The organism is Ruegeria sp. K5 (assembly GCF_056531805.1).
This window is the reverse complement of sequence record NZ_JBQFML010000001.1, coordinates 231164-254310: the sequence shown is the minus strand read 5'-3', so window position 1 is coordinate 254310 and position 23147 is coordinate 231164. Positions and strand designations below refer to the sequence as shown.

General features: G+C 59.3%; 27 protein-coding genes. 15 read left to right on the top strand and 12 right to left on the bottom strand.

Annotated elements, in window-relative coordinates; all coding sequences use genetic code 11:
- Positions 1-129 precede the first annotated feature (129 nt).
- The 5 genes from ACR0MO_RS01315 to ACR0MO_RS01295 all read left to right on the top strand — a co-directional run bounded on the left by ACR0MO_RS01315 (position 130) and on the right by ACR0MO_RS01295 (position 4615).
- Positions 130-468 carry a P-II family nitrogen regulator gene (locus tag ACR0MO_RS01315; protein WP_050602105.1) on the top strand — a complete coding sequence of 113 codons (339 nt, stop codon included), beginning with the start codon at positions 130-132 and terminating at the stop codon, positions 466-468.
- A 36-nt stretch (positions 469-504) separates the two neighbouring features.
- Positions 505-1911 (top strand): type I glutamate--ammonia ligase, encoded by a 1407-nt coding sequence (gene glnA, locus ACR0MO_RS01310; protein WP_170449848.1) that lies wholly within the window; start codon positions 505-507, stop codon positions 1909-1911.
- A gap of 101 nt (positions 1912-2012) precedes the next feature.
- Complete coding sequence (locus tag ACR0MO_RS01305; protein ID WP_170449846.1) at positions 2013-2657, top strand: MSMEG_1061 family FMN-dependent PPOX-type flavoprotein; 645 nt, start codon at positions 2013-2015, stop codon at positions 2655-2657.
- Positions 2658-2720: 63 nt separating this feature from the next.
- Complete coding sequence (locus ACR0MO_RS01300; protein WP_170449844.1) at positions 2721-3512, top strand: lytic murein transglycosylase; 792 nt, start codon at positions 2721-2723, stop codon at positions 3510-3512.
- 200 nt (positions 3513-3712) lie between these two features.
- On the top strand, positions 3713-4615 hold the full coding sequence (locus ACR0MO_RS01295; protein WP_480626164.1) for a hypothetical protein: 903 nt from the start codon (positions 3713-3715) through the stop codon (positions 4613-4615).
- Positions 4616-4650: 35 nt separating this feature from the next.
- On the opposite strand, the gene ACR0MO_RS01290 is transcribed toward ACR0MO_RS01295, so the two are convergent.
- Positions 4651-5394, bottom strand: a complete 744-nt coding sequence (locus tag ACR0MO_RS01290) for a heme-dependent oxidative N-demethylase family protein (protein WP_480889364.1) — start codon at positions 5392-5394, stop codon at positions 4651-4653.
- Between the two features lie 123 nt (positions 5395-5517).
- Here ACR0MO_RS01290 and dddP point away from each other — a divergent pair, with 123 nt between their 5' ends.
- On the top strand, positions 5518-6861 hold the full coding sequence (gene dddP / locus ACR0MO_RS01285) for a dimethylsulfonioproprionate lyase DddP (protein ID WP_480889361.1): 1344 nt from the start codon (positions 5518-5520) through the stop codon (positions 6859-6861).
- 8 nt (positions 6862-6869) lie between these two features.
- Here the strand turns inward: dddP and ACR0MO_RS01280 are convergent, their stop codons facing one another.
- Complete coding sequence (locus ACR0MO_RS01280; RefSeq protein WP_480889359.1) at positions 6870-7064, bottom strand: hypothetical protein; 195 nt, start codon at positions 7062-7064, stop codon at positions 6870-6872.
- A 268-nt stretch (positions 7065-7332) separates the two neighbouring features.
- Between ACR0MO_RS01280 and ACR0MO_RS01275 the strand changes: the two genes are divergently transcribed.
- The gene (locus ACR0MO_RS01275; protein ID WP_480889357.1) at positions 7333-8550 is read left to right on the top strand and encodes a bifunctional alpha/beta hydrolase/OsmC family protein; all 1218 of its coding nucleotides are present in this window, start codon (positions 7333-7335) and stop codon (positions 8548-8550) included.
- Between the two features lie 50 nt (positions 8551-8600).
- Positions 8601-9410, top strand: coding sequence for a glycosyl transferase (locus ACR0MO_RS01270; RefSeq protein WP_170449834.1), 810 nt, complete (start codon positions 8601-8603; stop codon positions 9408-9410).
- A gap of 41 nt (positions 9411-9451) precedes the next feature.
- On the opposite strand, the gene ACR0MO_RS01265 is transcribed toward ACR0MO_RS01270, so the two are convergent.
- The 3 genes from ACR0MO_RS01265 to ACR0MO_RS01255 all read right to left on the bottom strand — a co-directional run bounded on the left by ACR0MO_RS01265 (position 9452) and on the right by ACR0MO_RS01255 (position 10838).
- Complete coding sequence (locus ACR0MO_RS01265; RefSeq protein WP_170519455.1) at positions 9452-9817, bottom strand: UbiA prenyltransferase family protein; 366 nt, start codon at positions 9815-9817, stop codon at positions 9452-9454.
- Positions 9818-9828: 11 nt separating this feature from the next.
- Positions 9829-10389, bottom strand: coding sequence for a hypothetical protein (locus tag ACR0MO_RS01260; protein WP_170519458.1), 561 nt, complete (start codon positions 10387-10389; stop codon positions 9829-9831).
- A gap of 107 nt (positions 10390-10496) precedes the next feature.
- Positions 10497-10838, bottom strand: a complete 342-nt coding sequence (locus ACR0MO_RS01255) for a hypothetical protein (RefSeq protein WP_170519461.1) — start codon at positions 10836-10838, stop codon at positions 10497-10499.
- An 89-nt stretch (positions 10839-10927) separates the two neighbouring features.
- On the opposite strand from ACR0MO_RS01255, the gene purB reads away from it, so the two are divergent.
- The 5 genes from purB (at position 10928) to ACR0MO_RS01230 (ending at position 15320) form a co-directional block, all read left to right on the top strand.
- Positions 10928-12232, top strand: coding sequence for an adenylosuccinate lyase (purB, locus tag ACR0MO_RS01250; RefSeq protein WP_170449825.1), 1305 nt, complete (start codon positions 10928-10930; stop codon positions 12230-12232).
- A 113-nt stretch (positions 12233-12345) separates the two neighbouring features.
- Positions 12346-12498 carry a hypothetical protein gene (locus tag ACR0MO_RS01245; protein WP_170449824.1) on the top strand — a complete coding sequence of 51 codons (153 nt, stop codon included), beginning with the start codon at positions 12346-12348 and terminating at the stop codon, positions 12496-12498.
- A 104-nt stretch (positions 12499-12602) separates the two neighbouring features.
- Positions 12603-13142, top strand: a complete 540-nt coding sequence (locus ACR0MO_RS01240; RefSeq protein WP_170449822.1) for a tetratricopeptide repeat protein — start codon at positions 12603-12605, stop codon at positions 13140-13142.
- Positions 13143-13209: 67 nt separating this feature from the next.
- The gene (locus tag ACR0MO_RS01235) at positions 13210-14301 is read left to right on the top strand and encodes a FliG C-terminal domain-containing protein (protein ID WP_170735117.1); all 1092 of its coding nucleotides are present in this window, start codon (positions 13210-13212) and stop codon (positions 14299-14301) included.
- A 95-nt stretch (positions 14302-14396) separates the two neighbouring features.
- On the top strand, positions 14397-15320 hold the full coding sequence (locus tag ACR0MO_RS01230; protein ID WP_170622003.1) for a lysophospholipid acyltransferase family protein: 924 nt from the start codon (positions 14397-14399) through the stop codon (positions 15318-15320).
- On the opposite strand, the gene ACR0MO_RS01225 is transcribed toward ACR0MO_RS01230, so the two are convergent.
- Positions 15321-16022, bottom strand: a complete 702-nt coding sequence (locus ACR0MO_RS01225) for a DUF1223 domain-containing protein (RefSeq protein WP_170519470.1) — start codon at positions 16020-16022, stop codon at positions 15321-15323.
- A 247-nt stretch (positions 16023-16269) separates the two neighbouring features.
- On the opposite strand from ACR0MO_RS01225, the gene acnA reads away from it, so the two are divergent.
- Positions 16270-18960, top strand: coding sequence for an aconitate hydratase AcnA (gene acnA, locus ACR0MO_RS01220; protein WP_480889352.1), 2691 nt, complete (start codon positions 16270-16272; stop codon positions 18958-18960).
- 146 nt (positions 18961-19106) lie between these two features.
- Positions 19107-19808: an SDR family NAD(P)-dependent oxidoreductase gene (locus ACR0MO_RS01215; RefSeq protein WP_480872361.1), complete on the top strand. Its 702-nt coding sequence runs from the start codon at positions 19107-19109 to the stop codon at positions 19806-19808.
- A 9-nt stretch (positions 19809-19817) separates the two neighbouring features.
- On the opposite strand, the gene ACR0MO_RS01210 is transcribed toward ACR0MO_RS01215, so the two are convergent.
- The 6 genes from ACR0MO_RS01210 to ACR0MO_RS01185 all read right to left on the bottom strand — a co-directional run bounded on the left by ACR0MO_RS01210 (position 19818) and on the right by ACR0MO_RS01185 (position 23143).
- Positions 19818-20357: a DsbE family thiol:disulfide interchange protein gene (locus ACR0MO_RS01210; protein WP_170622006.1), complete on the bottom strand. Its 540-nt coding sequence runs from the start codon at positions 20355-20357 to the stop codon at positions 19818-19820.
- Complete coding sequence (gene ccmD, locus ACR0MO_RS01205) at positions 20350-20508, bottom strand: heme exporter protein CcmD (RefSeq protein WP_170449808.1); 159 nt, start codon at positions 20506-20508, stop codon at positions 20350-20352. Before ccmD ends, ACR0MO_RS01210 begins: the two co-directional genes overlap by 8 nt.
- Positions 20505-21278: a heme ABC transporter permease gene (locus ACR0MO_RS01200; RefSeq protein WP_170449806.1), complete on the bottom strand. Its 774-nt coding sequence runs from the start codon at positions 21276-21278 to the stop codon at positions 20505-20507. The genes ccmD and ACR0MO_RS01200 overlap by 4 nt, the downstream gene beginning before the upstream one ends.
- 61 nt (positions 21279-21339) lie before the next feature.
- On the bottom strand, positions 21340-21996 hold the full coding sequence (gene ccmB / locus ACR0MO_RS01195) for a heme exporter protein CcmB (protein WP_170449804.1): 657 nt from the start codon (positions 21994-21996) through the stop codon (positions 21340-21342).
- A complete protein-coding gene (ccmA, locus tag ACR0MO_RS01190; protein ID WP_480889351.1) occupies positions 21993-22607 on the bottom strand; it encodes a heme ABC exporter ATP-binding protein CcmA in 615 nt (204 codons plus the stop codon). The genes ccmB and ccmA overlap by 4 nt, the downstream gene beginning before the upstream one ends.
- 182 nt (positions 22608-22789) lie before the next feature.
- Positions 22790-23143 carry an Mth938-like domain-containing protein gene (locus tag ACR0MO_RS01185; protein WP_480626172.1) on the bottom strand — a complete coding sequence of 118 codons (354 nt, stop codon included), beginning with the start codon at positions 23141-23143 and terminating at the stop codon, positions 22790-22792.
- Between the last annotated feature and the right edge of the window lie 4 nt (positions 23144-23147).

The following is a 23147-nucleotide window of genomic DNA, read 5'->3' as shown; positions in this document are numbered from 1 at the left end:
CAAAGTGACTAAAATTTCACCCCACGCCAAATTTCGCCCCGCCCTAAGGCCTACATTTTCGCAATCACATTGCTGAGCGATCTTAGACGTGATCACTGCGGGTCTGACAACCATGCGAGGTGAGCCGGGATGAAAAAGATCGAAGCGATCATCAAGCCGTTCAAACTGGACGAAGTGAAAGAGGCATTGCAGGACGTTGGCGTCCAGGGCCTCAGCGTGATCGAAGTCAAGGGCTTTGGCCGCCAAAAGGGTCACACGGAACTCTACCGGGGTGCCGAATACGTGGTCGATTTTCTGCCCAAAGTGAAGGTCGAAGTGGTTCTGGACGACGATCAGGTCGATGCCGCCATCGAGGCTATCGTCTCGGCCGCCAAGACCGACAAGATCGGCGACGGCAAGATCTTTGTCTCACCCGTTGAACAAGCCATCCGCATCCGCACCGGCGAGACCGGCTCGGACGCGCTGTAACCCATTACCGAATTCTCAAACCAGAGGAACAATAGAATGAGCAAGGACGCAGTTCTTCAGCTGATCAAAGACGAAGGCGCCGATTACGTCGACGTCCGTTTCACCGACCCGCGCGGCAAGCTTCAGCACGTGACCCTGATGGCTGATCAGGTTGACGAAGACTTCCTGGAAGAAGGCTTCATGTTCGACGGTTCGTCGATTGCGGGCTGGAAGTCGATCGAAGCATCGGACATGAAACTGATGGTCGATACCGACAGCGCTTATGTCGATCCGTTCTATGCAGAAAAAACCATCTGCGTGCACTGCTCGGTCGTCGAGCCTGACACCGGCGAAGCCTATGAGCGCGACCCGCGCGGCACCGCCCAAAAAGCCGAGGCCTACCTGAAAGCGTCCGGCATCGGCGACGCGGCCTTCTTCGGCCCCGAAGCTGAATTCTTCCTGTTTGACGATGTCCGTTTCTCAAACACGATCAACAAGGTATCCTACGAAGTTGATGCGACCGACGCGTCGTGGAACACCGACACCGAATACGAGATGGGCAACATGGGCCATCGTCCGGGCGTCAAGGGTGGCTACTTCCCGGTTAACCCGATCGACGAATCTCAGGACCTGCGTTCGGAAATGCTCAGCACCATGAAGCGTCTGGGCATGAAGGTCGACAAGCACCACCACGAGGTTGCCTCGTGCCAGCACGAGCTGGGCCTGATCTTCGACAGCCTGACCAAACAGGCGGACGAGCTGCAGAAGTACAAATACGTCATCCACAACGTCGCGCACGCCTACGGCAAATCGGCGACCTTCATGCCGAAGCCCATCGCAGGCGACAACGGCACCGGCATGCACGTGAACATGTCGATCTGGAAAGACGGCAAGCCGCTGTTTGCAGGTGACAAATATGCCGACCTGTCGGATGAAGCACTGTGGTTCATCGGTGGTGTTCTGAAACACGCCAAGACCCTGAATGCCTTCACCAACCCGTCAACCAACAGCTACAAGCGTCTGATCCCGGGCTTTGAAGCTCCTGTTTTGCGCGCTTACTCGGCCCGTAACCGTTCCGGTTGTGTCCGTATTCCGTGGACCGAAAGCCCGAAAGCCAAGCGCGTCGAGGCCCGTTTCCCCGATCCGGCCGCAAACCCCTATCTGGCGTTTGCTGCGCTGCTGATGGCCGGTCTGGACGGCATCAAGAACAAGATCGATCCGGGCGAAGCCATGGACAAGAACCTGTACGACCTGCCCGCCGAAGAACTGGCCGACATCCCGACCGTCTGCGGCAGCTTGCGTGAGGCTCTGGAAGCTCTGGCTGCCGATCACGACTTCCTGCTGCAGGGCGACGTGTTCACCAAAGACCAGATCGACGGCTACATCGCGCTGAAGATGGAAGAGGTCGAAACCTACGAGCATACCCCGCACCCGGTTGAGTACGGCATGTACTACAGCTGCTGATCCGGAACAGGGTTACATCTGCAAGGGCGTCCAAACGGGCGCCCTTGTTTCGTTTGGCATGATCTTTCACACTCGGACGCAAACCGGTCAGGAGAGAGCGCATGTCATCCGATACCCCGTTTGCACAATTCTCGGACATCGTAACCTCGGTCGAAGATCTGGAACGCATCACCGGCGCGCCTCTGCCCCAGATCATCGCCAAGGAATTGTCCGCACTGGATCAGATGTGCCGCGACTTCATCGACAAATCCACCTTCTGCCTGATCGCTTCGGCCAACCCGGATGGGTATCTGGACATCTCACCGCGCGGCGACCCTGAGGGGTTTGTTCAAGTGGTCTCGGACACCCTGATCGCCATCCCGGATCGCCCCGGCAACAAGCGGGTGGACACGTTTCACAACGTTCTGAAAGACCCGCGCGTCAGTGTGATTTTCTTTGTTCCCGGCAAAATGGAAACTCTGCGCATTCGCGGCACGGCGCGAATATGCGCTGACCCCGACCTGCTAAGCGGTATGGCCGTGAACGGGCGGGTGCCGAAACTTGTCCTGCTGATCCATGTCGAAACTGCCTTTGCCCACTGCCCCAAATGCGTCATCCGTGGGAACCTGTGGCAACCCGATCACTGGCCCGATGCCTCGCAACTGCCGAACATGAACGCGATGATGGTCAAACACGCGAAAATCGACAAAACGCCCGAGGAATGGTTCGAAAGCCTGAAAGCCACGGACGAACTGGACCTGTATTAACCGACTTGCCATTTCGCCCTTGGCATTTACGCTTTCACAACCACAGCCAATCGGAGTGCCCCTATGCTGCGCGCGCTTTTTCTGTCGCTTGCCCTGACCATCCCGACCGTCGGACTAACCGCGCCCTGCGGGAATACCAGCGCGGGGTTCGAGGCCTGGAAAGCGGACTTTGCCAAACAGGCGCGCCGGGCCGGAGTGAAAAGGAAGGGCTTGCAAGCGCTGGCTCAGACGCAATACGCCACCCGCACCATTGCGGCCGACCGAAACCAGAAGAGTTTCAAATACTCGCTGGATAAATTCATGCGTGTGCGCGGCGCGGATACAATTGTTGCGCAGGGGCGCAAACGCAAAGCCAGAAACCCGGATTTCTACGCCGCATTGGAACGCCAATACGGCGTGCCATCCGGAATTCTGCTGGCCATCCACGGTATGGAAACCGGCTTTGGCAGCTTCATGGGCGACAGTCAGGTTGTTTCCGCAATCACAACATTAGCCTATGATTGCCGCAGATCGGATTTCTTTATCCCCCATGCCATTGGGGCGCTTAAACTGGTCGATCAGGGCAGCATCACCATGGCGACAAAAGGGGCAAAACATGGCGAACTGGGCCATACGCAATTCCTGCCCGGCAACGCCCTGGAATACGGTGTCGATGCCACCGGCGACCGACGTGTGGACTTTTACAACCTGACGGATGCAATGGCCTCGACCGCGAATTTCCTTCGCAAAAAAGGATGGAAACCGGGGCGTGGGTATCAGCCGGGACAGCCGAATTTCGCAGTCATTCAACAATGGAATGCGGCATCGGTCTATCAGCAATCCATCGCCATCATGGCCGCGCGAATCGATGGTTAGGCCCGACACTCCGTCACCACGCCCTACACGCAATTCGGCCACAAAATTGCCATAGTGGCCACCAAAACGCCTTGGATTCAGGGTTTCCAAAGCGTAATCAATCCTCGGAAATTTCGATTTTTTTCCATTTTGGTCAAATTCTGTCCAAAAACCGTTGATAGTTTGTCGGCTTAGACAATAAGCGGCAAAGGAACATTCCAGTGGCTCGGAAGCACAGCTACCATGGCGGCCTGCAATTCGATGGCGACACAGACGGCGCGATCGAGCGGTTTGGCACAATTGTCGCCACGACGCTTGAGGATTACGGCCATTTGGTCGAACGCAAAGCGCTGTTGTCACGGACTGAGGCAAGCGTTGTCTCAAGCCAGTATATGGTGCGCCTGACGCTGGATACCGAAGCGGCGGATACCGACACACGTTACGAACGTATGGATCGCGCGGCTGGCCTGCGGACGCTCGCCCGGCCCGTTGTGTCCAACCCTCAGAACCGGTTGGTCCTGACGGTTACTCCGGTGTCGCCGCTGCTGGACGATCTCGAGATCTCGGAACTTATGCTGGTCGTCATTCTGTATCGCATGGTCGATATCTGCTCGACCCGGCGGGTGGAATGGCTGTCACCGCACACGGTATTGACCGTCGAACAGTTCATGAGCGCCTTTGACACGCTGGCCCCCAGCAAACCCAGAAACCGAAAACAGATCTTTCAATCTGTGACCGGTCAGTTTGCAGGTCTGGACATCCCAGAACCGCAAGATCCTATCGAAGCAGCCAAACCTGCGGCCCGTCCGATCCAGCTGTCAGACGAACAACTGCTCAGCATCGCGTTTCGCACGGACGAACCCCAAACCCCAACAGAAACCCTGCCCAGCGAAACCGCTGAGGAAGACGAGCGGCCAAGCGACATTCTGCGGCTCAGCAGCTGGTGCATGACAGGCGTGATCGCCAGTGTCTCCACCCCGATTGCGCTGTCCATGGCGGCGGTTAACCTGATCCGGGGTGAGGATTTCAGACTGAACACTCAGGTTCTGGTCTTCACCTTTGCCATTGTCGCCCTGAATGCCAGCAACGCTTTTGCCGACGTTGCCACCGCTTTGGGCATGTAACCGAATTACAAGAACCCTCCTTGGAGGCCCCGCCGTCAGGCGGGGTTTTCCATTTCTGCCAGGCTGTGCGCGGCCAAAACATAGGTGTGGATCGAGAAGACGACCGCGCCAGTCTTGGGCAGCCGCATCAAAGTCTGACGCTCGCTTCGCAGGTATGAGGTGGTCCCCGCTTTTGGTTTTTCCCGCGGTTCGCTGGCACTGCGGGGTTGAAAAAGCTCCGGGTCCTCGTACCACAGCGCATTGAAGCGCCAAAGCGGGCGATCTGGTTGAATCCCATCGAACAATCGCTGCACGCGCCGGGCGATATTGTCGTCGTAGCTGGCGACCGGCACATGAATATCTACCAGCGGGCGCATGAATTTTTCACTCAAACGCCAACTGGCCGGAAAACACAGGATCGCGCCGGTCAGAACATGCTGATCGGCTTGCTTTTGCAGGATACAGAAATCCTCTTGAACCAGATGGCACAGCGTATCCAGCGGCCGGGTCCTGTCGATGTCAACCGACACGCTGTCAGGCCGCCGCACGCTGTCTGCAGCATCAGGATAGACCTGCGCCAGAACCAGCTCCAAAAGCTCTTGCGCCGCAGGTTCGGCACCTTGGTCCAGCGCCATCACCTGATCGCGCCTTTCTTTCAACAGGGTCGCCCGATGGCTCATCTGCGCAGCAAAGGCATCATCCTGATGCAGCCACGCGTCCAGCGAAGCAGGCTGCACACCGGGCAGCGCACGGGCGTTGCGCGGGTCATACGGGATTTTTTCCTGCAAAATGATAGTCATGAGACCCAGCTACCACCGAATCCACGCAATGTCGGTCAAAAAACGACCCGCAGACGGTCGCAATCTTCTGCGACGACGGATCAGGGCCTCAACACACTCGACCCCATGTCAGGGAGGCGTGACGTGAATCAACACTACCGGGATACCCGCAAAATCGATCCGACCCGAGGCGAAACACTGGGCGACGGAACACCCAACGACAACAACCGGATCGAGATCGGACCGACCCAACTGGCCTTTGACGAATGGGATGCGGCCGGGTTGAAACTACCGAACCTTGAACGGATGCGCGAATACCGCTGGAAGCGCCTGACGCAGGCGATTGTCGATCGCGGATACGGCGGCCTGTTGATCTTCGACCCGCTGAACATCCGCTACGCCACCGACAGCACCAACATGCAGCTGTGGAACACCCACAACCCGTTCCGGGCTGTGCTGCTATGCGCCGACGGGTATATGGTGATCTGGGACTATAAGAACTCACCCTTCCTGTCGACGTTCAACCCGTTGGTGCGCGAACAGCGGTCAGGCGCGGATCTGTTCTATTTCGACCGGGGCGACAAGGTGGATATCGCAGCGGACGTGTTCTCGAACGAGGTGCGCGTGCTGATCGACGCACATGGCGGCGGAAACAAGCGTCTGGCGGTCGACAAGATCATGTTGCACGGGCTGCGCGCGCTTGAGGCGCAGGGGTTCGAAATCATGGAAGGCGAGGAACTGACCGAAAAGACCCGCGCCATCAAAGGCCCGGACGAGATTCTGGCCATGCGCTGCGCCAGCCATGCCTGCGAGACCGCCGTGGCCGAGATGGAAAAATTCGCCCGTGCCAATGTCGGCGTCGGCAAAACCTCGGAAGATGACATCTGGGCCGTTCTGCATGCCGAAAACATCCGGCGCGGGGGTGAGTGGATCGAAACCCGCCTTTTGGCCTCGGGCCAGCGCACCAACCCGTGGTTTCAGGAATGCGGCCCCCGTATTACGCAGCAGAATGAAATCATTGCCTTCGACACGGACTTGATCGGTTCGTACGGGATTTGCATCGATATTTCACGCACATGGTGGATCGGCGACCAGAAACCCCGCGCCGATATGATCTATGCCATGCAGCACGCGCATGAACACATCATGACCAATATGGAAATGCTGAAACCCGGTGTGATGATCCCTGAACTGACGGCCAACTCTCACAGGTTGGACGACAAGTTTCAGGCGCAGAAATACGGCTGCCTGATGCATGGTGTGGGATTGTGTGACGAATGGCCGTTGGTTGCCTATCCCGACAAGGCGGTTACCGGGGCCTATGACTATCCATTGGAACCCGGCATGGTGCTCTGTGTCGAAGCCGCTGTTGGCGAAGTGGGCGGAGATTTCTCGATCAAGCTGGAAGATCAGGTACTGATAACCGAGGACGGCTATGAAAACCTGACCAAATACCCGTTTGATGGGCGGCTTATGGGGTCAGAGTGAGGATGCCCTCACTCTGACCAATATGAACGACGCACATTGCCGTGCCAGTCTTCAACCGGCTGTGTCAATTGCGAGTCGCTTGCGAATTCGCTTAAGGGCCAGGACTGTCCCAGCGCAAAACCCAATGCGCCAACCAGAACAAGAGTAACCAATGTGCCTGCCCCGATACCGGGCGACTGCGGGGTTGCTGTAATATGTGTCATGCTTTCCTCCGGCGATGGTGTGGATACCGTGAAGATGGGGGAGGCAGTCGAATTATGAAAATGAATATTTAATCGAAACAACATCACCAATTGTGATGTTTTGTCATTCAATTGGACGCCGCAACACCGCTTACCTGCGCAAGTGCACAGGTCCTGTGCACCTGTCCGCCAAGTCCTCACCTTACCGTTACGCCTTTGACATATCCCTTGAGACTGGCTTTGCTTCACCACAGTATTGCAGGCATCCCCCCAAACCGAAGGAGCCGAAATGCCCACGGAACGCATCACTTTTGCCGGACATGACGGCGGTCAACTTGCAGCACGACTGGACCTACCCGACGGTCCGGTGCTGGCAACCGCCCTGTTCGCGCATTGCTTTACCTGTTCCAAGGACATTCCAGCCGCGCGCCGCATCTCGGCCCGGCTGGCGGCAATGGGCATCGCGGTCTTGCGGTTCGACTTTACGGGTCTGGGCCACTCGGAAGGCGAATTTGCAAACACCACCTTCACCTCGAATGTCGAAGACCTGATTGCGGCGGCTCAGTTTCTTGCGGGCCGGAACATGGCCCCTGCCCTGTTGATCGGTCACTCGCTCGGCGGTGCTGCGATTTTGCGCGCCCGTGCGGGCATCCCTTCGGTCAAGGCGGTTGTGACGCTTGGGGCACCGGCCGATCCCAGCCACGTCTCGCACCATTTCGAAGATGCCCTGCCGCAGATCCAACAGGACGGCAGCGCCGAGGTTTCGCTGGGCGGGCGTCCGTTCCGCATTGGCAAGGCCTTTGTCGACGATATTGCCGAAGCAGCACTGACCCCATCGGTTGCTGATCTGAAAGCCGCATTGCTGATCCTGCACGCGCCGATGGATGAAACCGTCAGCATCGACAATGCTAGCACGATCTTTCTTGCGGCCAAACACCCCAAAAGCTTTGTCACCCTTGACGATGCCGACCACCTGATCACCCGCGCCGCAGATGCCGAGTATGCGGCCGATGTGATCGCAGCCTGGGTGTCGCGCTATGTTTCGCTATGCCCGCCTGCCCCACCGCCGGGCGCGCCCGAAGGCGTCATTCGCGTGACCGAGTCGGACCCCAACGGTTTCTTGCAGGACATTCAATCGGGGCCGCGCCATCACGTCGTCGCAGACGAGCCGGTGTCATATGGCGGCACGGATCGTGGCATGTCGCCTTACGGGTTTGTCTCCTCGGGTCTTGGGGCGTGTACCTCGATGACCATACGCATGTATGCGCGGCGCAAACGGTGGCCGCTGACCGGCATCACCGTTGATGTGTGCCACGACAAGGTCCACGCGCAGGATGCGGGTCTGGCAAACGAGGGCAAGATCGATCAGTTCAAGCGCAAGATACGGCTGGAAGGCCCCCTGACGCCCGACCAACGCGCGCGCCTTCTGGAGATTGCGGACAAATGCCCCGTGCACCGCACGCTTGAAGGCTCGTCCGTTGTGACCACGATCCTGCTGGACGCGTGACCTGAAATCCTGTCACGGAACTGTTTCGCGTGGCTGCTACCCACGCGGCCATGGAAAAACAGATCGTGTGCATAAACTGGGGCACGCTCTACGGTGCCCCCTATATTAACCGCCTTTATCGGATGGTTTGTGCCAGAACGACGCCGCCTTTCCGGTTTGTGGCCTTCACGGATTCGCGCGACGGTGTCGATCCCGGTGTCGAGTGCTTTGACCTGCCCGAGATGCCCGGCTTCATGCCGCAGCGAACCATTGGCCAATGGCCGAAATCCAGACTGTGGGCCGCAGAGCTGGCCGATCTGAAGGGTCCATTCCTGTTTCTGGATCTGGACGTCGCGATCACCGGCTCGCTGGATCCGTTCTTCGAGTTCGGCGACCCGGACGACGTCATCCTTGCTCGCAATGTGGCCAAACCCCTCAGCCGTCTGGGGCAGACGTCGATCTACCGTATGCCGGTCGGGGCGCTTGCCCCGCTGCAGGATATCTTTGCCGCCGACCCTCAGGGCGTGGCGGATACGTATCGGTTTGAACAGCATTTTGTGACAAAGAACGCGCCAAACGGGATAAGGTTCTGGCCGTCCGGCTGGGTCCGCCATTTCCGGATCGAGTGTATTCCCAAGTTCCCGCTGAACTACTTTCTGGACACGCGCGCACCCAAGGACGCACGCGTTGTGATCTTTGCCGGATCGCTCAACCCGCCCGATGCGATCAAAGGCCAGTACCACGCCGAGGTTCCGCACCTGCCGCCCGGCCAACACATCTGGCGCGCGCTAAGGTCAAAGCACAAGCTTCGGGGAATCCGCCAATTTGTACGACCTGCAACCTGGGTCGAACGGATTTGGGATCAGGCAGAACAAAGCTAGGCCCTGCCCGGCTGCATGCCGGGCACGGAACAGATCGCCAATCAGCGTCTCCGCGGCGCAGGCCGATGGATCGGAGGCCGCGCCGCAGGCGGTCTTGCAACCGGAGGACGCGGACGCGACGGCGGCTTGGCAATCGGCGGCTTCGGACGCGCAGGTGGCTTGCCCGCTGGGGGCTTCGGTCGATTGGGCGGCTTGCCGTCCGGAGGTCTGGGCCGGTCCGGTCGGTTCACGTCGATATCGACATCGACGTCGTGGTAATAATCATTCCACAGCATCGAGTCGTAAAACGGGTCGTACCGGTACCCATAGCCCACGCCGACACTTACGCCATCGCAGCCTGACAGGGTCAGACCTGCGACCCCCAAGCCCAGCGCTAGCACAGAACGTTTGATCAGTTTGCGTGTCATACCAACCTCCGTCATTGCAGCGACCGGAACGACGCGAAAACGGCGTTCAGATCATCCACATAGGCCGGATCAGCCCCATCGCGCAGGATCGCCACCACGACGGCCACCCGGTTTCGCGGCAGGTCGATCAGGGTCGCCGTGAAATTGATCCGGCGACCATCGCGGTTGCCGGTGCCACGGTAGACACGGGCGGGCAACCCCCCGATGCGGGTATCGCTGGTGCTGGTGACGCTTGGATCTTTGACAAGGAACTTGTCGATATCTTCAAGATACCGCTCCCCGTCCTGAATATCTTCAACTCCGGCTGGCGATACGAAGCCCATCCAGACCGTGTCGTCAGTAACCGGTCGAATGGCCATCACGCGCGCAACGGCGCGGGCATCCCCTAACTCGGTATCTTCAATGTCACGCGGCCCGCCGGTGCGCAGGGCCCAGAAATCCGGAACCGAGAACCGGAACAAGGCCCGACCCGCATCGGTATAGGTCACAGGCGTCTCGGCCCGGACAGGCGCAGCCCCTGCCGCCCATAGGGCCGCACAGGCAGCAAGTGTTGACGCTAGAAAAATACGCATATCTCAATAACCTGATGGTTTCGCTGCCATCAGATTGAACCGGGCGCGCTTGCTTTGTCCAGTACTGCCTTGCCCAACAACGGAAAATCCTTGCGGGAGGGGTTGGGTCAGTTCCCCCGCTTAACAAGCACGCCATCTGTTGTGTTGCCGGCGTCATCGACAAAGCGGATTGTCTGACCCTGTTGCAGAACATCATAACACGCCCACAGATCCGATGGCGGCCAGAGCGAGCAATACTGATCCCCCCGCACAGCCCAGCGCCCCTCACTTGGGCCGCCCGCAAAATACTGGGTCAGCATCGAGGGCTCAAAGGTCTGCCAGACGCCATCCCCGTAATCCAGCTTCTGTTCAGTCAGCGTCGCCAGAATTCCTTCGCCGGACAGGGTCTGAAACTCTTCAGCCGCCAGAAAGCCGGGCCAGATCGCTAAAATCAGGGCAAACCGTCTCATATCCGCACTCACACCTTGTTCATTAGATGGTGCGGGTTTAAACCCCGCCGCATCGCCTCCTGCCCAAACACAATAAGGTGCCGCTGCTTATGATTCCACGTTATTCCCGCCCCGATATGGTCGCCATCTGGTCGCCCGAAAGCAAGTTCCGCATCTGGTACGAGATCGAGGCCCATGCCTGCGACGCCATGGCCGATCTGGGCGTGATCCCGCGTGAGAATGCCGAGGCCGTGTGGAAAGCCAAGGACGTGGAATTCGACGTCGCCCGCATCGACGAGATCGAAGCCGTCACCAAGCACGACGTCATCGCCTTCCTGACCCATCTGGCCGAGCATGTTGGCAGTGAAGAAGCCCGCTTTGTGCATCAGGGCATGACCAGTTCCGACGTGCTGGACACCTGCCTGAATGTGCAGCTGACCCGCGCCGCCGATCTGCTGATCGCCGATCTTGAGGGTCTGCTGGCCGCGCTCAAACGCCGCGCGATTGAACACAAGAACACCGTCCGCATCGGCCGCAGCCACGGTATCCACGCCGAGCCGACCACCATGGGCCTGACCTTTGCCCGTTTCTACGCCGAGATGGACCGCAACCTGTCCCGCATGCGCGACGCCCGTGCGGAAATCGCAACCGGCGCAATTAGCGGTGCGGTTGGCACATTCGCCAACATTGACCCGCGCGTCGAGGAACACGTCTGCGACCAACTTGGTCTGGTGCCCGAACCGATCAGCACCCAAGTTATCCCCCGCGACCGCCACGCGGCCTTCTTTGCAACCCTTGGCGTGATCGCCAGCAGCATCGAAAACATCGCCATCGAAATCCGCCACATGCAGCGGACCGAGGTGCTGGAAGGCGCCGAATTCTTCTCGATGGGTCAAAAGGGCTCGTCGGCGATGCCGCATAAGAAAAACCCGGTTCTGACCGAGAACCTGACCGGTCTGGCCCGCATGGTGCGCGCGGCTGTGATCCCGGCGATGGAAAACGTGGCGCTTTGGCATGAACGCGACATCTCGCATTCCTCCGTCGAACGCATGATCGGGCCCGACGCCACAATCACGCTGGACTTTGCCCTGGCCCGTCTGACCGGCGTAATCGACAAGATGCTGATCTTCCCCGAGAACATGCTGGAGAACATGAACAAGTTCCCCGGTCTGGTGATGAGCCAACGCGTTCTGCTGGCCCTGACCCAAGCTGGCGTCAGCCGCGAGGACGCCTATGCCATGGTGCAGCGCAACGCGTTGAAAGTCTGGGAACACCGGACCGATTTCAAGCAAGAGCTGCTGGCAGATGCCGACGTCACCGCCGCGCTGAGCCCCGAAGAGATCGAAGAGAAATTCGACCTTGGCTATCACACCAAGCATGTCGACACGATTTTCGAGCGTGTTTTTGGCGAATAAATCATCGTAAGCCATGAAACAGCCCGGTCTGCCACAGCAGCAGGCCGGGCTTTTTTGCGATTCAGCAAGAATCGGTTACTCTTCACGGAACATCTCTGCAAAAGGAACTGATCATGATCCGAACCGTTCTTTGCTCGATCGCCCTTGTCTGCTTTGCCTCGGCCAGCCTTGCCTGCACCGGCCATTCCAAGCAGACCCAATCCTGCGCCGATGGCGCCGTTTGGGATCAGGAATCGCAAAGCTGCACAAAAATCATAAACAGCTAAGAGTTTTCTTTCCTGTTTGTGAATAAATGCGACCCGTCCGGTGTTAGCTTTTTTGAAGATCGCACTATGATTTCAATTAGCAGACCCGAGAACGGAGTTAAATTATGCGCCTAGTCCTAGCATCCGCGATTGCATTTCAGGCATTTGCCTTTGCCCCCATTGTTCATGCCGCAGGTGGCGACAGCAGCCCGCCGAAACCGACAAACACGACGAAGAAATGCCTGTTTGGCCGTGTGTATGACGAGGCTGCGGGCCGCTGTGTGAAGCCGAACAAAACCAATTTCACCCAAGATCAGTTGTATGACGCGGTGCGCGAGCTGGCCTATGACGGGCAGTATGAACATGCGCAGGACATTCTGCGCGTGATGGATCAAGGCGATGACCGTGTTCTGACCTATTGGGGCTTTACCTACCGCAAGATGGGCGAACTGGCGCTGGCCAATGCGTTCTATCAGGATGCGATCACTGCAAACCCCGACAACATTTTGGCGCGCAGCTATATGGGTCAGGGCTTTGTCTCAGAAGGCCGCACCGATCTGGCCATCGAACAATGGCGCGAGATCAAGGCCCGTGGTGGCGAAGGCACCTGGGCCGAAGCCTCGTTGCGCGACGCAATCCGCACCGGGCTGACATATAGCTACTAGGCTTCAGCCTTTCTTTACCCGATTCCCGCTAATCTGCCTGTGGACTTGATTTTGGCTCGGCAGGCAGATGCAGGATACGAACGCGCTGATACAAATGGCACCGGGGGCGGCCGCCCCCGCCGGTGACGGTAACGACGCCCCAAGGGTTGTTCCCCGATCGCTCAGCTCTCTACAAAAGGCCGCGGTTGTTGTGCGGCTTTTGTTGAATGAAGGCGCGGATATACCGCTGGAAGACCTGCCTGACGATTTGCAGGAAAAGCTGACCCATCAATTGGGTCAGATGGGGTTGGTGGATCGCGTTACACTGGATGCCGTCGCGCGTGAATTTGGCGATGCGCTGGACAATATCGGACTGTCCTTCCCGCATGGGCTAGCCGGTGCTCTGGACGCAATCAACGGCAAGATCGCGCCCGCCACGGCGGCCCGATTGCGCAAAGTCGCGGGCGTGCGCCAGATCGGTGATCCGTGGCAAAGGTTGCGCGAAATTCCAACCGAAGACCTTGCCCAAATGGCGCAAGCCGAAAGCACCGAGATTGCGGCGGTCATGGTCTCCAAGCTCGATACAGCGCAGGCGGCGCAATTGCTGGGTCAACTGCCCGGACCTGTGGCCCGACGGATCACCTATGCCATCTCCAAAACCGCCAATGTCACCCCCGAAGCGGTCGAACGGATTGGCTGGTCGCTGGCCTCGCAACTGGATCAACGTCCGGCCCAGGCCTTCAGCGACGGACCTGGCGCGCGGGTCGGAGCGATTCTCAACCAATCGGCGGCCTCGACCCGCGACGGGTTGCTGACCGCGCTGGACGAAGAGGATGCGGATTTCGCCAGCGTCGTACGCCAGTCCATTTTCACCTTCGCCCATATCACAACCCGTATCGCAGCCCGCGACATTCCGGCCATCCTGCGCGAGGTGGATCAACCCGTCCTGATCACCGCCCTGGCGGGTGCTGCGGCGGATGACGACAAGGCGTCGGTGGAATATGTGCTTTCGAACATCTCATCCCGCATGGCCGATAACCTGCGCGAAGAAATGGGCGAACGCGGCCGCGTCAAACAAGCCGAAGCCGAGGAGGCGATGACACAGATCGTCGGTGCCATTCGCAATCTGGTGGATGCAGGCACGCTCACCCTGGTCGAAGCCGAGGAAGAGGACGCGTAGATTGGGTCGCCAAGGACCCATGAGGGTGCTTGAGGTTGCCAGCCCCGGTCTGTATGTCTGATCGGGAAACGCGCAATATGCGGTGAGACGCCTTCATGCCTGTCGAAAAGTCAGAGCTCAGCCAGACTGAGCTTGCAAAATACTATGTCGCCAATCTGTTCCTGAAGGGGGTCATCGGCACCATGCGCCTGCTGCCGTATGAACGGCGCATCGCGACCATGGGTGCCATCGTGCGCGGCCTTGCCCCGGTGGTTGGATTTCGCAGACGCGTGCGCCGCAACCTGAACCTGACCTGCCCGAACCTGTCCGAGGCCGAGATTCGCAAGATCTCGGGCGATGTGTCGGACAATGCCGGGCGCGCCATCATGGAGCATTTTTCGCCCGAAGGTTTCATGGCGCGTCAGAAGACCGCCAAAATCAGTGGTGCCGGAATCGCAGCGCTTGATGCCGCCATTGCCGAAGGCCGTCCGGTGATGATGATCACCGCTCATTTCGGGCATTATCTGGCGGCGCGCGTCGCGCTTCAGGCCCGGTGCGGCAAGCCCATCGGATGCCTTTATCGTCGAATGGCAAACCCCTATTTCAACGACGATTACGTCAAAGCCTTCTACAAAACCGGCTCACCCATGTTCGAGCAGGGTCGGCGCGGCATGGTGGAAATGGTGCGGTCGCTGAAAAGTGGTGGCATTATCGCGATCGTATCAGACCTGCATGTTCAGGGCGGCGAACAGCTGCAATTCTTCGGCAAACCCGCGATCACCTCAGTTCTGAACGCCGAACTTGCGATGAAATACAAAGCGGTCCTGATCCCGGTTTACGCGGTGCGTCAACCCAACGGAATCGACTTTGAAATCGTTCTACATGAACCAGTTCCGCATACCGATCCCAAGGAAATGACGCAGTTCACCAATAACGACCTGGAAAAGATGGTTCGTCAGCACATGGGCCAATGGTTCTGGATCCATCGCCGGTGGAAGCACTGGAACGGGCTGGGCGTCAGCCCCGAGGAAATGCCCTGATCACCTGACCTTGGTCGCTGCAACGATAGGCCCGTGCCCGGCTTGCTGCACCAGCACGACCGCAGGCAGGTCTGACTCCAGTTCCGCCGTGTAGCTTTGCGGCGCAACACCGTCCCACTGCCCGGCGATCTGCCAGGATTCGACCACATTGGCATAATCCAGTTCATGCCCCGCCAACTCACCCCGGCGGATCGAGGCATGGCGCAGCGGCGAATATTGGACCACTCGGACGTCATAGACCTGCCCCTCGGGCAGTTCGACGGGTGAGACCTCAACAGTCACGGCACCGCCATCCCGCTGCGCCTGAACCGAGGCTTGCGGGGCCGCTGTCAGATGCGCGTCGATCAGTTGATCGAGCTGGCGGGCTTTTGCCCCGACTACGTCCTGCTGTCCGTTTACCACCATCTGTGGCGTGTAGATCATCGTCCGTCCGCCTTGCCGTGCATAGGCGCGCTGCCGGTCAGTGTGGCTGGGGTCGGCATATTCGTCTTTCCAGCCGATATAGTCCCAGTAATCCACATGCAGGGCCAGACCGATCACATCGTCGCGTTTGGCCAGTTCGTGCATGATGTCGTCGGCCGGCGGGCAGGACGAACAGCCTTGCGAGGTAAACAGCTCGATCACCACCGGATCGCTTTTGGCCACAACGGGGACAAGCGCAAAAAGGGAAAATGCAGTGGCAATGGCGGCAGTTCGGATCATGTCTGGCCTCGGGCTAACAGCTTTATTCTCTGGATTCGATAAGGTGTGGTAATGGTTTAAACCCTTTGCTCATCACCCTCCAATCAAGGTTTCTTGAGACCGGTTGCAAGGATTTCCATCAAAATGTGTGCAATGGTATACAAAAAATGCACTTAACGAGCCGATCCTTCTTGAACCGGTGGCCCGAGTGATGCAGATAAAATGCAGCGACCCTGAATTCCAAGTTGTTTGAGAGGGAGGCCAACAGATGCCCATCAAAGTCGGACAGGATACCGCCAAAACGCGCCGCAGCCTGAGCGTGAATGGCAAATCCATCTCGTATTATTCGATCCCCGCGGCGCAAGAGGCCGGGCTGGGTGATTTTTCAAGGCTTCCCGCCGCGCTGAAAGTCGTGTTGGAAAACATGCTGCGGTTCGAGGATGACGGCTTTTCCGTCTCGGTCGAGGACATCAAGGCCTTCGGCGAATGGGGCGCGAATGGCGGCAAGAACCCGCGTGAGATCGCCTACCGCCCTGCCCGCGTGCTGATGCAGGATTTCACCGGCGTTCCGGCGGTGGTCGATCTGGCAGCGATGCGCGATGGCATCAAGGGGCTGGGCGGCGATGCGCAAAAGATCAACCCGCTGAACCCGGTCGATCTTGTCATCGACCACTCGGTCATGATTGACGAGTTCGGCAACCCCCGCGCCTTCCAGATGAATGTGGATCGCGAATATGAGCGCAATATGGAACGCTATCAGTTCCTGAAATGGGGCCAGAACGCGTTCAACAATTTCCGCGTCGTGCCCCCCGGCACCGGCATTTGTCATCAGGTGAACCTGGAATACCTGGCTCAGACCGTCTGGACCGACACCGACCAGAACGGGGATGAGGTCGCCTATCCCGACACGCTGGTCGGCACCGACAGCCACACCACCATGGTCAACGGCATGGCCGTTCTGGGCTGGGGCGTTGGTGGGATCGAGGCCGAGGCCGCCATGCTGGGTCAGCCGATCTCGATGCTGATCCCCGAGGTTGTGGGCTTTGAGCTGACCGGCGCGATGGTCGAAGGCACCACCGGCACCGATCTGGTGCTGAAGGTCGTGGAAATGCTGCGCGAGAAAGGCGTGGTCGGAAAATTTGTCGAGTTCTACGGCAGCGGTCTGGACCGCCTGCCGCTGGCCGACCGCGCCACCATCGCCAATATGGCACCAGAATACGGCGCGACCTGTGGCTTCTTCCCCATCGACGGCGAAACCCTGCGCTACATGCGCAATACGGGCCGCGACGAGGACCGGATCGCGCTGGTCGAAGCCTATGCAAAGGAAAACGGATTCTGGCGCGGGGCGGACTATGCGCCGATCTATACCGATACCTTGTCGTTGGATATGGGCACTATTGTCCCGGCGATTTCCGGCCCGAAACGCCCGCAGGATTATGTCGCGCTGACCGACGCCAAGGCCGCCTTTGCGCGCGAGATGGCCGAGACCTTCAAGCGCCCCATGGGCAAAGACGTCCCCGTCAAAGGCGAAGACTACACCATGGAATCGGGCAAGGTCGTGATCGCCTCGATCACTTCCTGCACCAACACCTCGAACCCTTATGTGATGATCGGCGCGGGTCTGGTGGCGCGAAAAGCCGCCGCGCTGGGTTTGAACCGCAAGCCGTGGGTCAAGACCTCGCTGGCACCGGGATCGCAGGTTGTGTCGGCCTATCTTGAGGCCGCTGGCCTGCAGGATGATCTGGATACCATCGGCTTCAACCTTGTTGGCTATGGCTGCACCACCTGTATCGGCAACTCGGGTCCGATCCAGAAAGAACTGTCCGAAGCGATTGCCGAGGGCGATCTGGTTGCCACCTCGGTTCTGTCGGGCAACCGCAACTTCGAAGGCCGTATCAGCCCGGACGTGCGCGCCAATTATCTGGCCTCACCGCCGCTGGTCGTGGTTTACGCGCTGGCGGGCACACTGGATATCGACCTGACCTCGGAGCCGATCGGTCAGGACAAGGATGGCAACGACGTCTTCATGAAAGACATCTGGCCCAGCCAAAGCGAAATCGCCGAGCTGGTCGAGGCAACCGTGACCCGCGAGGCGTTCCAGACCAAATATGCGGACGTGTTCAAGGGCGACGAGAAATGGCAGAGCGTCGAGGTTCCGCAACAGGAAACCTATGACTGGCCACCGAGCTCGACCTACATCCAGAACCCGCCCTATTTCCAGGGCATGAGTCCCGAGCCGGGCACGATCTCGAACATTGAAGGTGCCAAGGTTCTGCTGATCCTGGGCGACATGATCACCACCGACCACATCTCACCCGCCGGATCATTTGCGACGACCACACCGGCTGGCAAATACCTGACCGACCGCCAGGTTCAGCCGCGCGAGTTCAACTCATACGGGTCCCGCCGTGGCAACCACGAGGTCATGATGCGTGGCACCTTCGCCAATATCCGCGTCAAGAATGAGATGCTGGACGGCGTAGAGGGCGGCTACACCGTCGGGCCGGACGGTCAGCAGACCTCAGTCTACGAGGCGTCGATGGCGCATCAGGCGAACGGAACCCCGTTGGTCGTGTTTGGTGGCGAACAATATGGCGCGGGCTCGTCCCGCGACTGGGCGGCCAAGGGCACGGCGTTGCTGGGCGTCAAGGCGGTGATCGCCGAAAGCTTTGAGCGCATTCACCGCTCGAACCTTGTGGGGATGGGTGTGATCCCGCTGGAATTCACAGGCGGCGACACGCGCAAGTCGCTGGGTCTGAAGGGGGATGAAACCGTCTCGATCCATGGGTTGGACACGGTTGAACCCCTGCAGGAGGTGCCTTGCACTATCGTTTATGGGGATGGAACCGAGAAGACCATCACTCTGAAATGCCGGATCGATACCGCGCCCGAGATTGAATATATCGAAAACGGCGGCGTGCTGCAGTATGTGCTGCGGAATCTGGCGAAGGCGGGATAAAGCCGCGCCTTTGGATTTGATCAGAAAGGACGCCTTCGGGCGTCCTTTGTTTTTTGCGAGGCTCTGCCTCGCGCTCCGAGGTATTTTTGAACAGAAGAAGTTGAATTGGCGCAAGAGACCGGGTTTGCTGCGCCGGGGAGGTCGCGATGAACAGGGTGGCATTGATAACCGGAGGCGCGCGCGGCATTGGGCGCGCGATTGTCGAGGAGTTGAGCCGCGACAATCACATCGCATTCACGTGGTTTTCGACCGATCCGACGCATACGCATTTGAGTGACGGGACTCTGTCCATTCAATCCGATCTGACGCAGGACGGGCAGCCCGAGGCGGTAATCCAGCAGGTCATCGACAGGTTTGGCCGCCTGGATGTGATCGTAAACAACGCGGGGGCGGTGAAATCGACCCCAAAAGAGGTGTTCAATCGCGACGACCACCGCGCCATTCAGGATTTGAACCTGCTTGTGCCCGCAGCCTTGTTGACGGCCGCGTTGCCGCATCTGAAACCGGGTGCGGCGATTGTCAGCATATCTTCGATGAACGCCGTTTTGCCGCCGAAAGACGCGGTAACCTATGGGGCAAGCAAGGCTGCGCTGAACCTGTGGACCCGCGGCATGGCGAAAGAGCTTGGGCCCGAAGGTATCCGGGTGAACGCAGTCGCACCGGGGGCCATCAACATCCCCGAGGCCCCGCGGCCCGATGATCTGACAGCCCTGTTTGTGAAAGACACAGCCATTGGGCGCGTGGGAGGACCGGAAGACATTGCAAAGGCCGTTCGGTTCCTCGCATCGGATGACGCTGCATTCATCACCGGTGAGACCTTGGCGGTTACCGGGGGCTACAGGCTTTAGGCAAAGGGGTTATCCGCCCGCCGCCTTTTCCAAAGCAGGGCGGATTGTGCTTTCGATCACGCGCTGAGTGATCGGCCCGGCAAAGCGCAGAATGACCATACCCTCACCGTCAATCACATAGGTTTCCGGCACGCCGTATAGGCCCCAATCCAGCGCCATGCGTCCCTGCTCGTCGCGGCCGATGGCTTCGTATGGATCACCCAACTCGGTCAGGAAACCCTCAGCATTGTCCAACTTGTCCTTGTAGTTGATGCCATAGACCGGGATGCCTTCGTCCGACAGCGCCTCAAGGTTCGGGTGCTCGGCCCGGCATGGGGCGCACCAGCTGGCCCAATAGTTGACCAGCTTGACCTCACCATCCCTTAGGGTCGTGTCGTCGAACAGGGCCTTGCCGGGAAACTCGGTCAGCACGACCGGGGGCGCAGGCTGCCCCTCGCGCGCAGAGGGCAGCGCGTTTGGATCCTCGCGGAACATGCCGATCCCGGCCAGAACCGCGAAAGCCCCGAAAATCAGGGGCGGCGCGAGCATCAGGGGCGAGATTTTAGCCATTCCGAGTTACCCTTTGTTCGATCTTTTCCATCTCGGCCCGCACCTTGCGTCCGCGCAGAATGCTGAAGACAACCAGTGCGACCAGCAGTGCAATCGAGGCTGCGTAAGACGACAGGACCGCGTCCGCGTATTTTCCAAGATCAGGGATCATCCGCCCACCCTTTCCCGTGCAAGCAATGCCTTGATCCGCCGTGCCCGGATTTCCGTGCCGGTGCGATACAGCACCAGCGCGATGAACAGCAACACAAAGCCGATGATGCACGCCAGCAGCGGATAGAAGAAGATATTGCTGACCTTCTCTTCGGTATCGGTGCCGGTGACAGCACCCGCCCGCATGACGGACGCGCCCTGATGCAGGCCCTGATTCCAGAAGTTCACCGCATAGCGGCTGAGGATCGCAAAGACCGACCCCACCAGACACAGGACCGAGGTCAGGTCGGCAGCGGTATCGGGGTCCTCGATCGCCTCCCATAACGCCACATATCCAAGGTAGAACAGGAACAGGATCAGGAACGATGTCAGGCGCGGATCCCAGGCCCACCATGTCCCCCACATCGGCTGGCCCCAGATCGCCCCGGTTGCCAGCGCGATCAGTGTCATGACGATGCCGATCGGGGCGGCGGCCCGCGCGGCCAGAGCACTGACATGGTGGCGGCGCACCAGCCAGACCAGCGAGGTCACCAGCATCATCAACCAGCAATTGATCGCCATCAGCGCCGACGGGACGTGCAGGTAGATGATCTTGACGGTCGATCCCTGCTTGTAATCGTCCGGCGTGAAGAAAAAGCCCCAGACCAGCCCGACCACGATAAAAACTGCCGATGTGATCCAGAAAAACGGCAGGACACGTTCACTGGTGGCAAGGAACTTGCGCGGGTTGGCATATTCCCAGAGGGCGTTGGCTTTGGCTGCGATTGTCATGGCCGTTATTTAGTCTGAATCGGAGGTTTTCTCAATTGACCTCGGTCAAAGATGTGGCGCTTCACCGCAGATTGATCCGCAGCACCGCTGCGCTGGCAAAGGGCAGCAGGGCGATGGTTGCTGCGGTGATCCCGGCAAGCATCAGAAGCGGTGTCTGTGTTTCCATCCCGATGGCACCACGGCGGGCGACCTCAGCGCCGAAAATCAGGGTTGGGACGTAAAGCGGCAGGACCAGAAGGGACAACAGCAACCCGCCCCGTTTCAGGCCGACGGTTAGCGCTGCGCCGAAGGTGCCAATGACGCTCATGGCCGGGGTGCCCAGCAACAGCGAGATCACCAGCCAGAAAAAGCCCGGAACCGGCAGGTTCAACAGTACACCCAGGAAGGGTGCAGCAAGGACCAGCGGCAGGCCGGTGGTGATCCAATGGGCCAGCGCCTTGATCGAGACAACCGCTTCAAGCGGTAGCGGTGCGGTCGCCAGCAAGTCCAGCGAGCCGTCCTCCCAATCCAGCGCCAACAGGCGGTCGAGCGACAGCAGGCAGGCCAGAAGCGCACCGAGCCACAGGACACCCGGCGCGATCGTGGACAGCAGCGACGATTGCGGGCCGACCGCAAAGGGCACCAGAACCGTCACAATCAGGAAGAAGGCCAGCCCCAGACCGAAGCCGCCGCCCGCCCGGAAGGCCAGTTTCAGATCACGCAGCAACAGGGCGATCACAGGAAACCTCCGTCAAAGTCGTCGATGGGGGCGGGTTTGGCTTTGTTGGGGCCTACGTCCAGGACCTCGCCATCAAGGCCCAGATCGATATGGGTGGCGATCAGGGCCGAGCCACCCTGCCCCAGATGCGCGCGCACAGCATCTGCGAACATCTGCACGGCGTTTTTGTCCAGCGAAACGGTTGGTTCGTCCAGCATCCAGATCGGTCGCCCCGTGACCAGCATCCGCGCCAGCCCCAATCGCCGCTTTTGTCCGGCGGACAGGTTGCCAGCGTGACGGTCCGAAAGCTCATTCAGCGCAAAGGCGTCCAGGGCGGGCTGGATCTGCTGCGTCCCAAAAACCGAGGCCCAGAAGCTGAGGTTTTCAGTCACTGTCAACGTTGGTTTCAACCCGTCGGAATGCGAGGCGTACGCGATCTGATCTTCGGCACCGTCTATCTGACCGGTCAACGGGGGCTGCAACCCGGCCAGCGTGCGCAACAGGGTTGTCTTGCCGATCCCGTTCGGCCCGCGCAGGATCAGGGCCTGACCGGGATGGAGCGTGAAGCTCAGCCCCTCCAGTACTGGAATGCCGCCTCGGGTGATGGTCAGATCGGTTACGGTTAACGTCATGTGACCCGCTTATCCGATTGGGGACGCAGGCAAAAGGCGGGATTTGCCGCAGGGTGGCGATGTCGGCGCATATTGGTGATTGCGGGAGCGAGAGGCCAGCCTCGCCGCCATTGGCGCTCGAACCAATGGCGCACTAATGGCGGCTCTCCGGGATATTTTTGGCCAGATGAAGGGGGATCCGGTTACACGGGGATCAGGGCCAGCGCGATGCGGCGACCTTCTGACAGCAGGACGTTATAGGTGCGGCAAGCAGCTGGGGAGTTCATGATCTCGATCCCGATACCCGCATTTTCCAATGCGTGGCGCAGGTCTGTGGGGATGTGGGTCAGTTCGGCTCCGGTGCCGATCAACAGTACATCTACGGCGTCCGAAAGGTTAAGCAGGGGTTCGGAGTCGGCGTACCCCTCCCACGATTGGGTTCCAGTTGCGCCAGTCAAGACGCCTCCGTTATGGACCTGCCCTCCGATACGAAAAAAGCCCGGTCCGTAGCCGTCGATGGGTTGGGCGTTGGAATAGGTGATCTCATTCAATCGCATGGGT

Excerpts from the sequence above, each read along its gene's own strand:
- ACR0MO_RS01315 (WP_050602105.1), top strand. The coding sequence starts at position 130 with ATGAAAAAGATCGAAGCGATCATCAAGCCGTTCAAACTGGACGAAGTG.
- glnA (WP_170449848.1), top strand. The coding sequence starts at position 505 with ATGAGCAAGGACGCAGTTCTTCAGCTGATCAAAGACGAAGGCGCCGAT.
- ACR0MO_RS01305 (WP_170449846.1), top strand. The coding sequence starts at position 2,013 with ATGTCATCCGATACCCCGTTTGCACAATTCTCGGACATCGTAACCTCG.
- ACR0MO_RS01300 (WP_170449844.1), top strand. The coding sequence starts at position 2,721 with ATGCTGCGCGCGCTTTTTCTGTCGCTTGCCCTGACCATCCCGACCGTC.
- ACR0MO_RS01290 (WP_480889364.1), bottom strand. The coding sequence starts at position 5,394 with ATGACTATCATTTTGCAGGAAAAAATCCCGTATGACCCGCGCAACGCC.
- ACR0MO_RS01280 (WP_480889359.1), bottom strand. The coding sequence starts at position 7,064 with ATGACACATATTACAGCAACCCCGCAGTCGCCCGGTATCGGGGCAGGC.
- ACR0MO_RS01275 (WP_480889357.1), top strand. The coding sequence starts at position 7,333 with ATGCCCACGGAACGCATCACTTTTGCCGGACATGACGGCGGTCAACTT.
- ACR0MO_RS01270 (WP_170449834.1), top strand. The coding sequence starts at position 8,601 with ATGGAAAAACAGATCGTGTGCATAAACTGGGGCACGCTCTACGGTGCC.
- ACR0MO_RS01265 (WP_170519455.1), bottom strand. The coding sequence starts at position 9,817 with ATGACACGCAAACTGATCAAACGTTCTGTGCTAGCGCTGGGCTTGGGG.
- ACR0MO_RS01260 (WP_170519458.1), bottom strand. The coding sequence starts at position 10,389 with ATGCGTATTTTTCTAGCGTCAACACTTGCTGCCTGTGCGGCCCTATGG.
- ACR0MO_RS01255 (WP_170519461.1), bottom strand. The coding sequence starts at position 10,838 with ATGAGACGGTTTGCCCTGATTTTAGCGATCTGGCCCGGCTTTCTGGCG.
- purB (WP_170449825.1), top strand. The coding sequence starts at position 10,928 with ATGATTCCACGTTATTCCCGCCCCGATATGGTCGCCATCTGGTCGCCC.
- ACR0MO_RS01245 (WP_170449824.1), top strand. The coding sequence starts at position 12,346 with ATGATCCGAACCGTTCTTTGCTCGATCGCCCTTGTCTGCTTTGCCTCG.
- ACR0MO_RS01240 (WP_170449822.1), top strand. The coding sequence starts at position 12,603 with ATGCGCCTAGTCCTAGCATCCGCGATTGCATTTCAGGCATTTGCCTTT.
- ACR0MO_RS01235 (WP_170735117.1), top strand. The coding sequence starts at position 13,210 with ATGCAGGATACGAACGCGCTGATACAAATGGCACCGGGGGCGGCCGCC.
- ACR0MO_RS01230 (WP_170622003.1), top strand. The coding sequence starts at position 14,397 with ATGCCTGTCGAAAAGTCAGAGCTCAGCCAGACTGAGCTTGCAAAATAC.
- ACR0MO_RS01225 (WP_170519470.1), bottom strand. The coding sequence starts at position 16,022 with ATGATCCGAACTGCCGCCATTGCCACTGCATTTTCCCTTTTTGCGCTT.
- acnA (WP_480889352.1), top strand. The coding sequence starts at position 16,270 with ATGCCCATCAAAGTCGGACAGGATACCGCCAAAACGCGCCGCAGCCTG.
- ACR0MO_RS01215 (WP_480872361.1), top strand. The coding sequence starts at position 19,107 with ATGAACAGGGTGGCATTGATAACCGGAGGCGCGCGCGGCATTGGGCGC.
- ACR0MO_RS01210 (WP_170622006.1), bottom strand. The coding sequence starts at position 20,357 with ATGGCTAAAATCTCGCCCCTGATGCTCGCGCCGCCCCTGATTTTCGGG.
- ccmD (WP_170449808.1), bottom strand. The coding sequence starts at position 20,508 with ATGATCCCTGATCTTGGAAAATACGCGGACGCGGTCCTGTCGTCTTAC.
- ACR0MO_RS01200 (WP_170449806.1), bottom strand. The coding sequence starts at position 21,278 with ATGACAATCGCAGCCAAAGCCAACGCCCTCTGGGAATATGCCAACCCG.
- ccmA (WP_480889351.1), bottom strand. The coding sequence starts at position 22,607 with ATGACGTTAACCGTAACCGATCTGACCATCACCCGAGGCGGCATTCCA.
- ACR0MO_RS01185 (WP_480626172.1), bottom strand. The coding sequence starts at position 23,143 with ATGCGATTGAATGAGATCACCTATTCCAACGCCCAACCCATCGACGGC.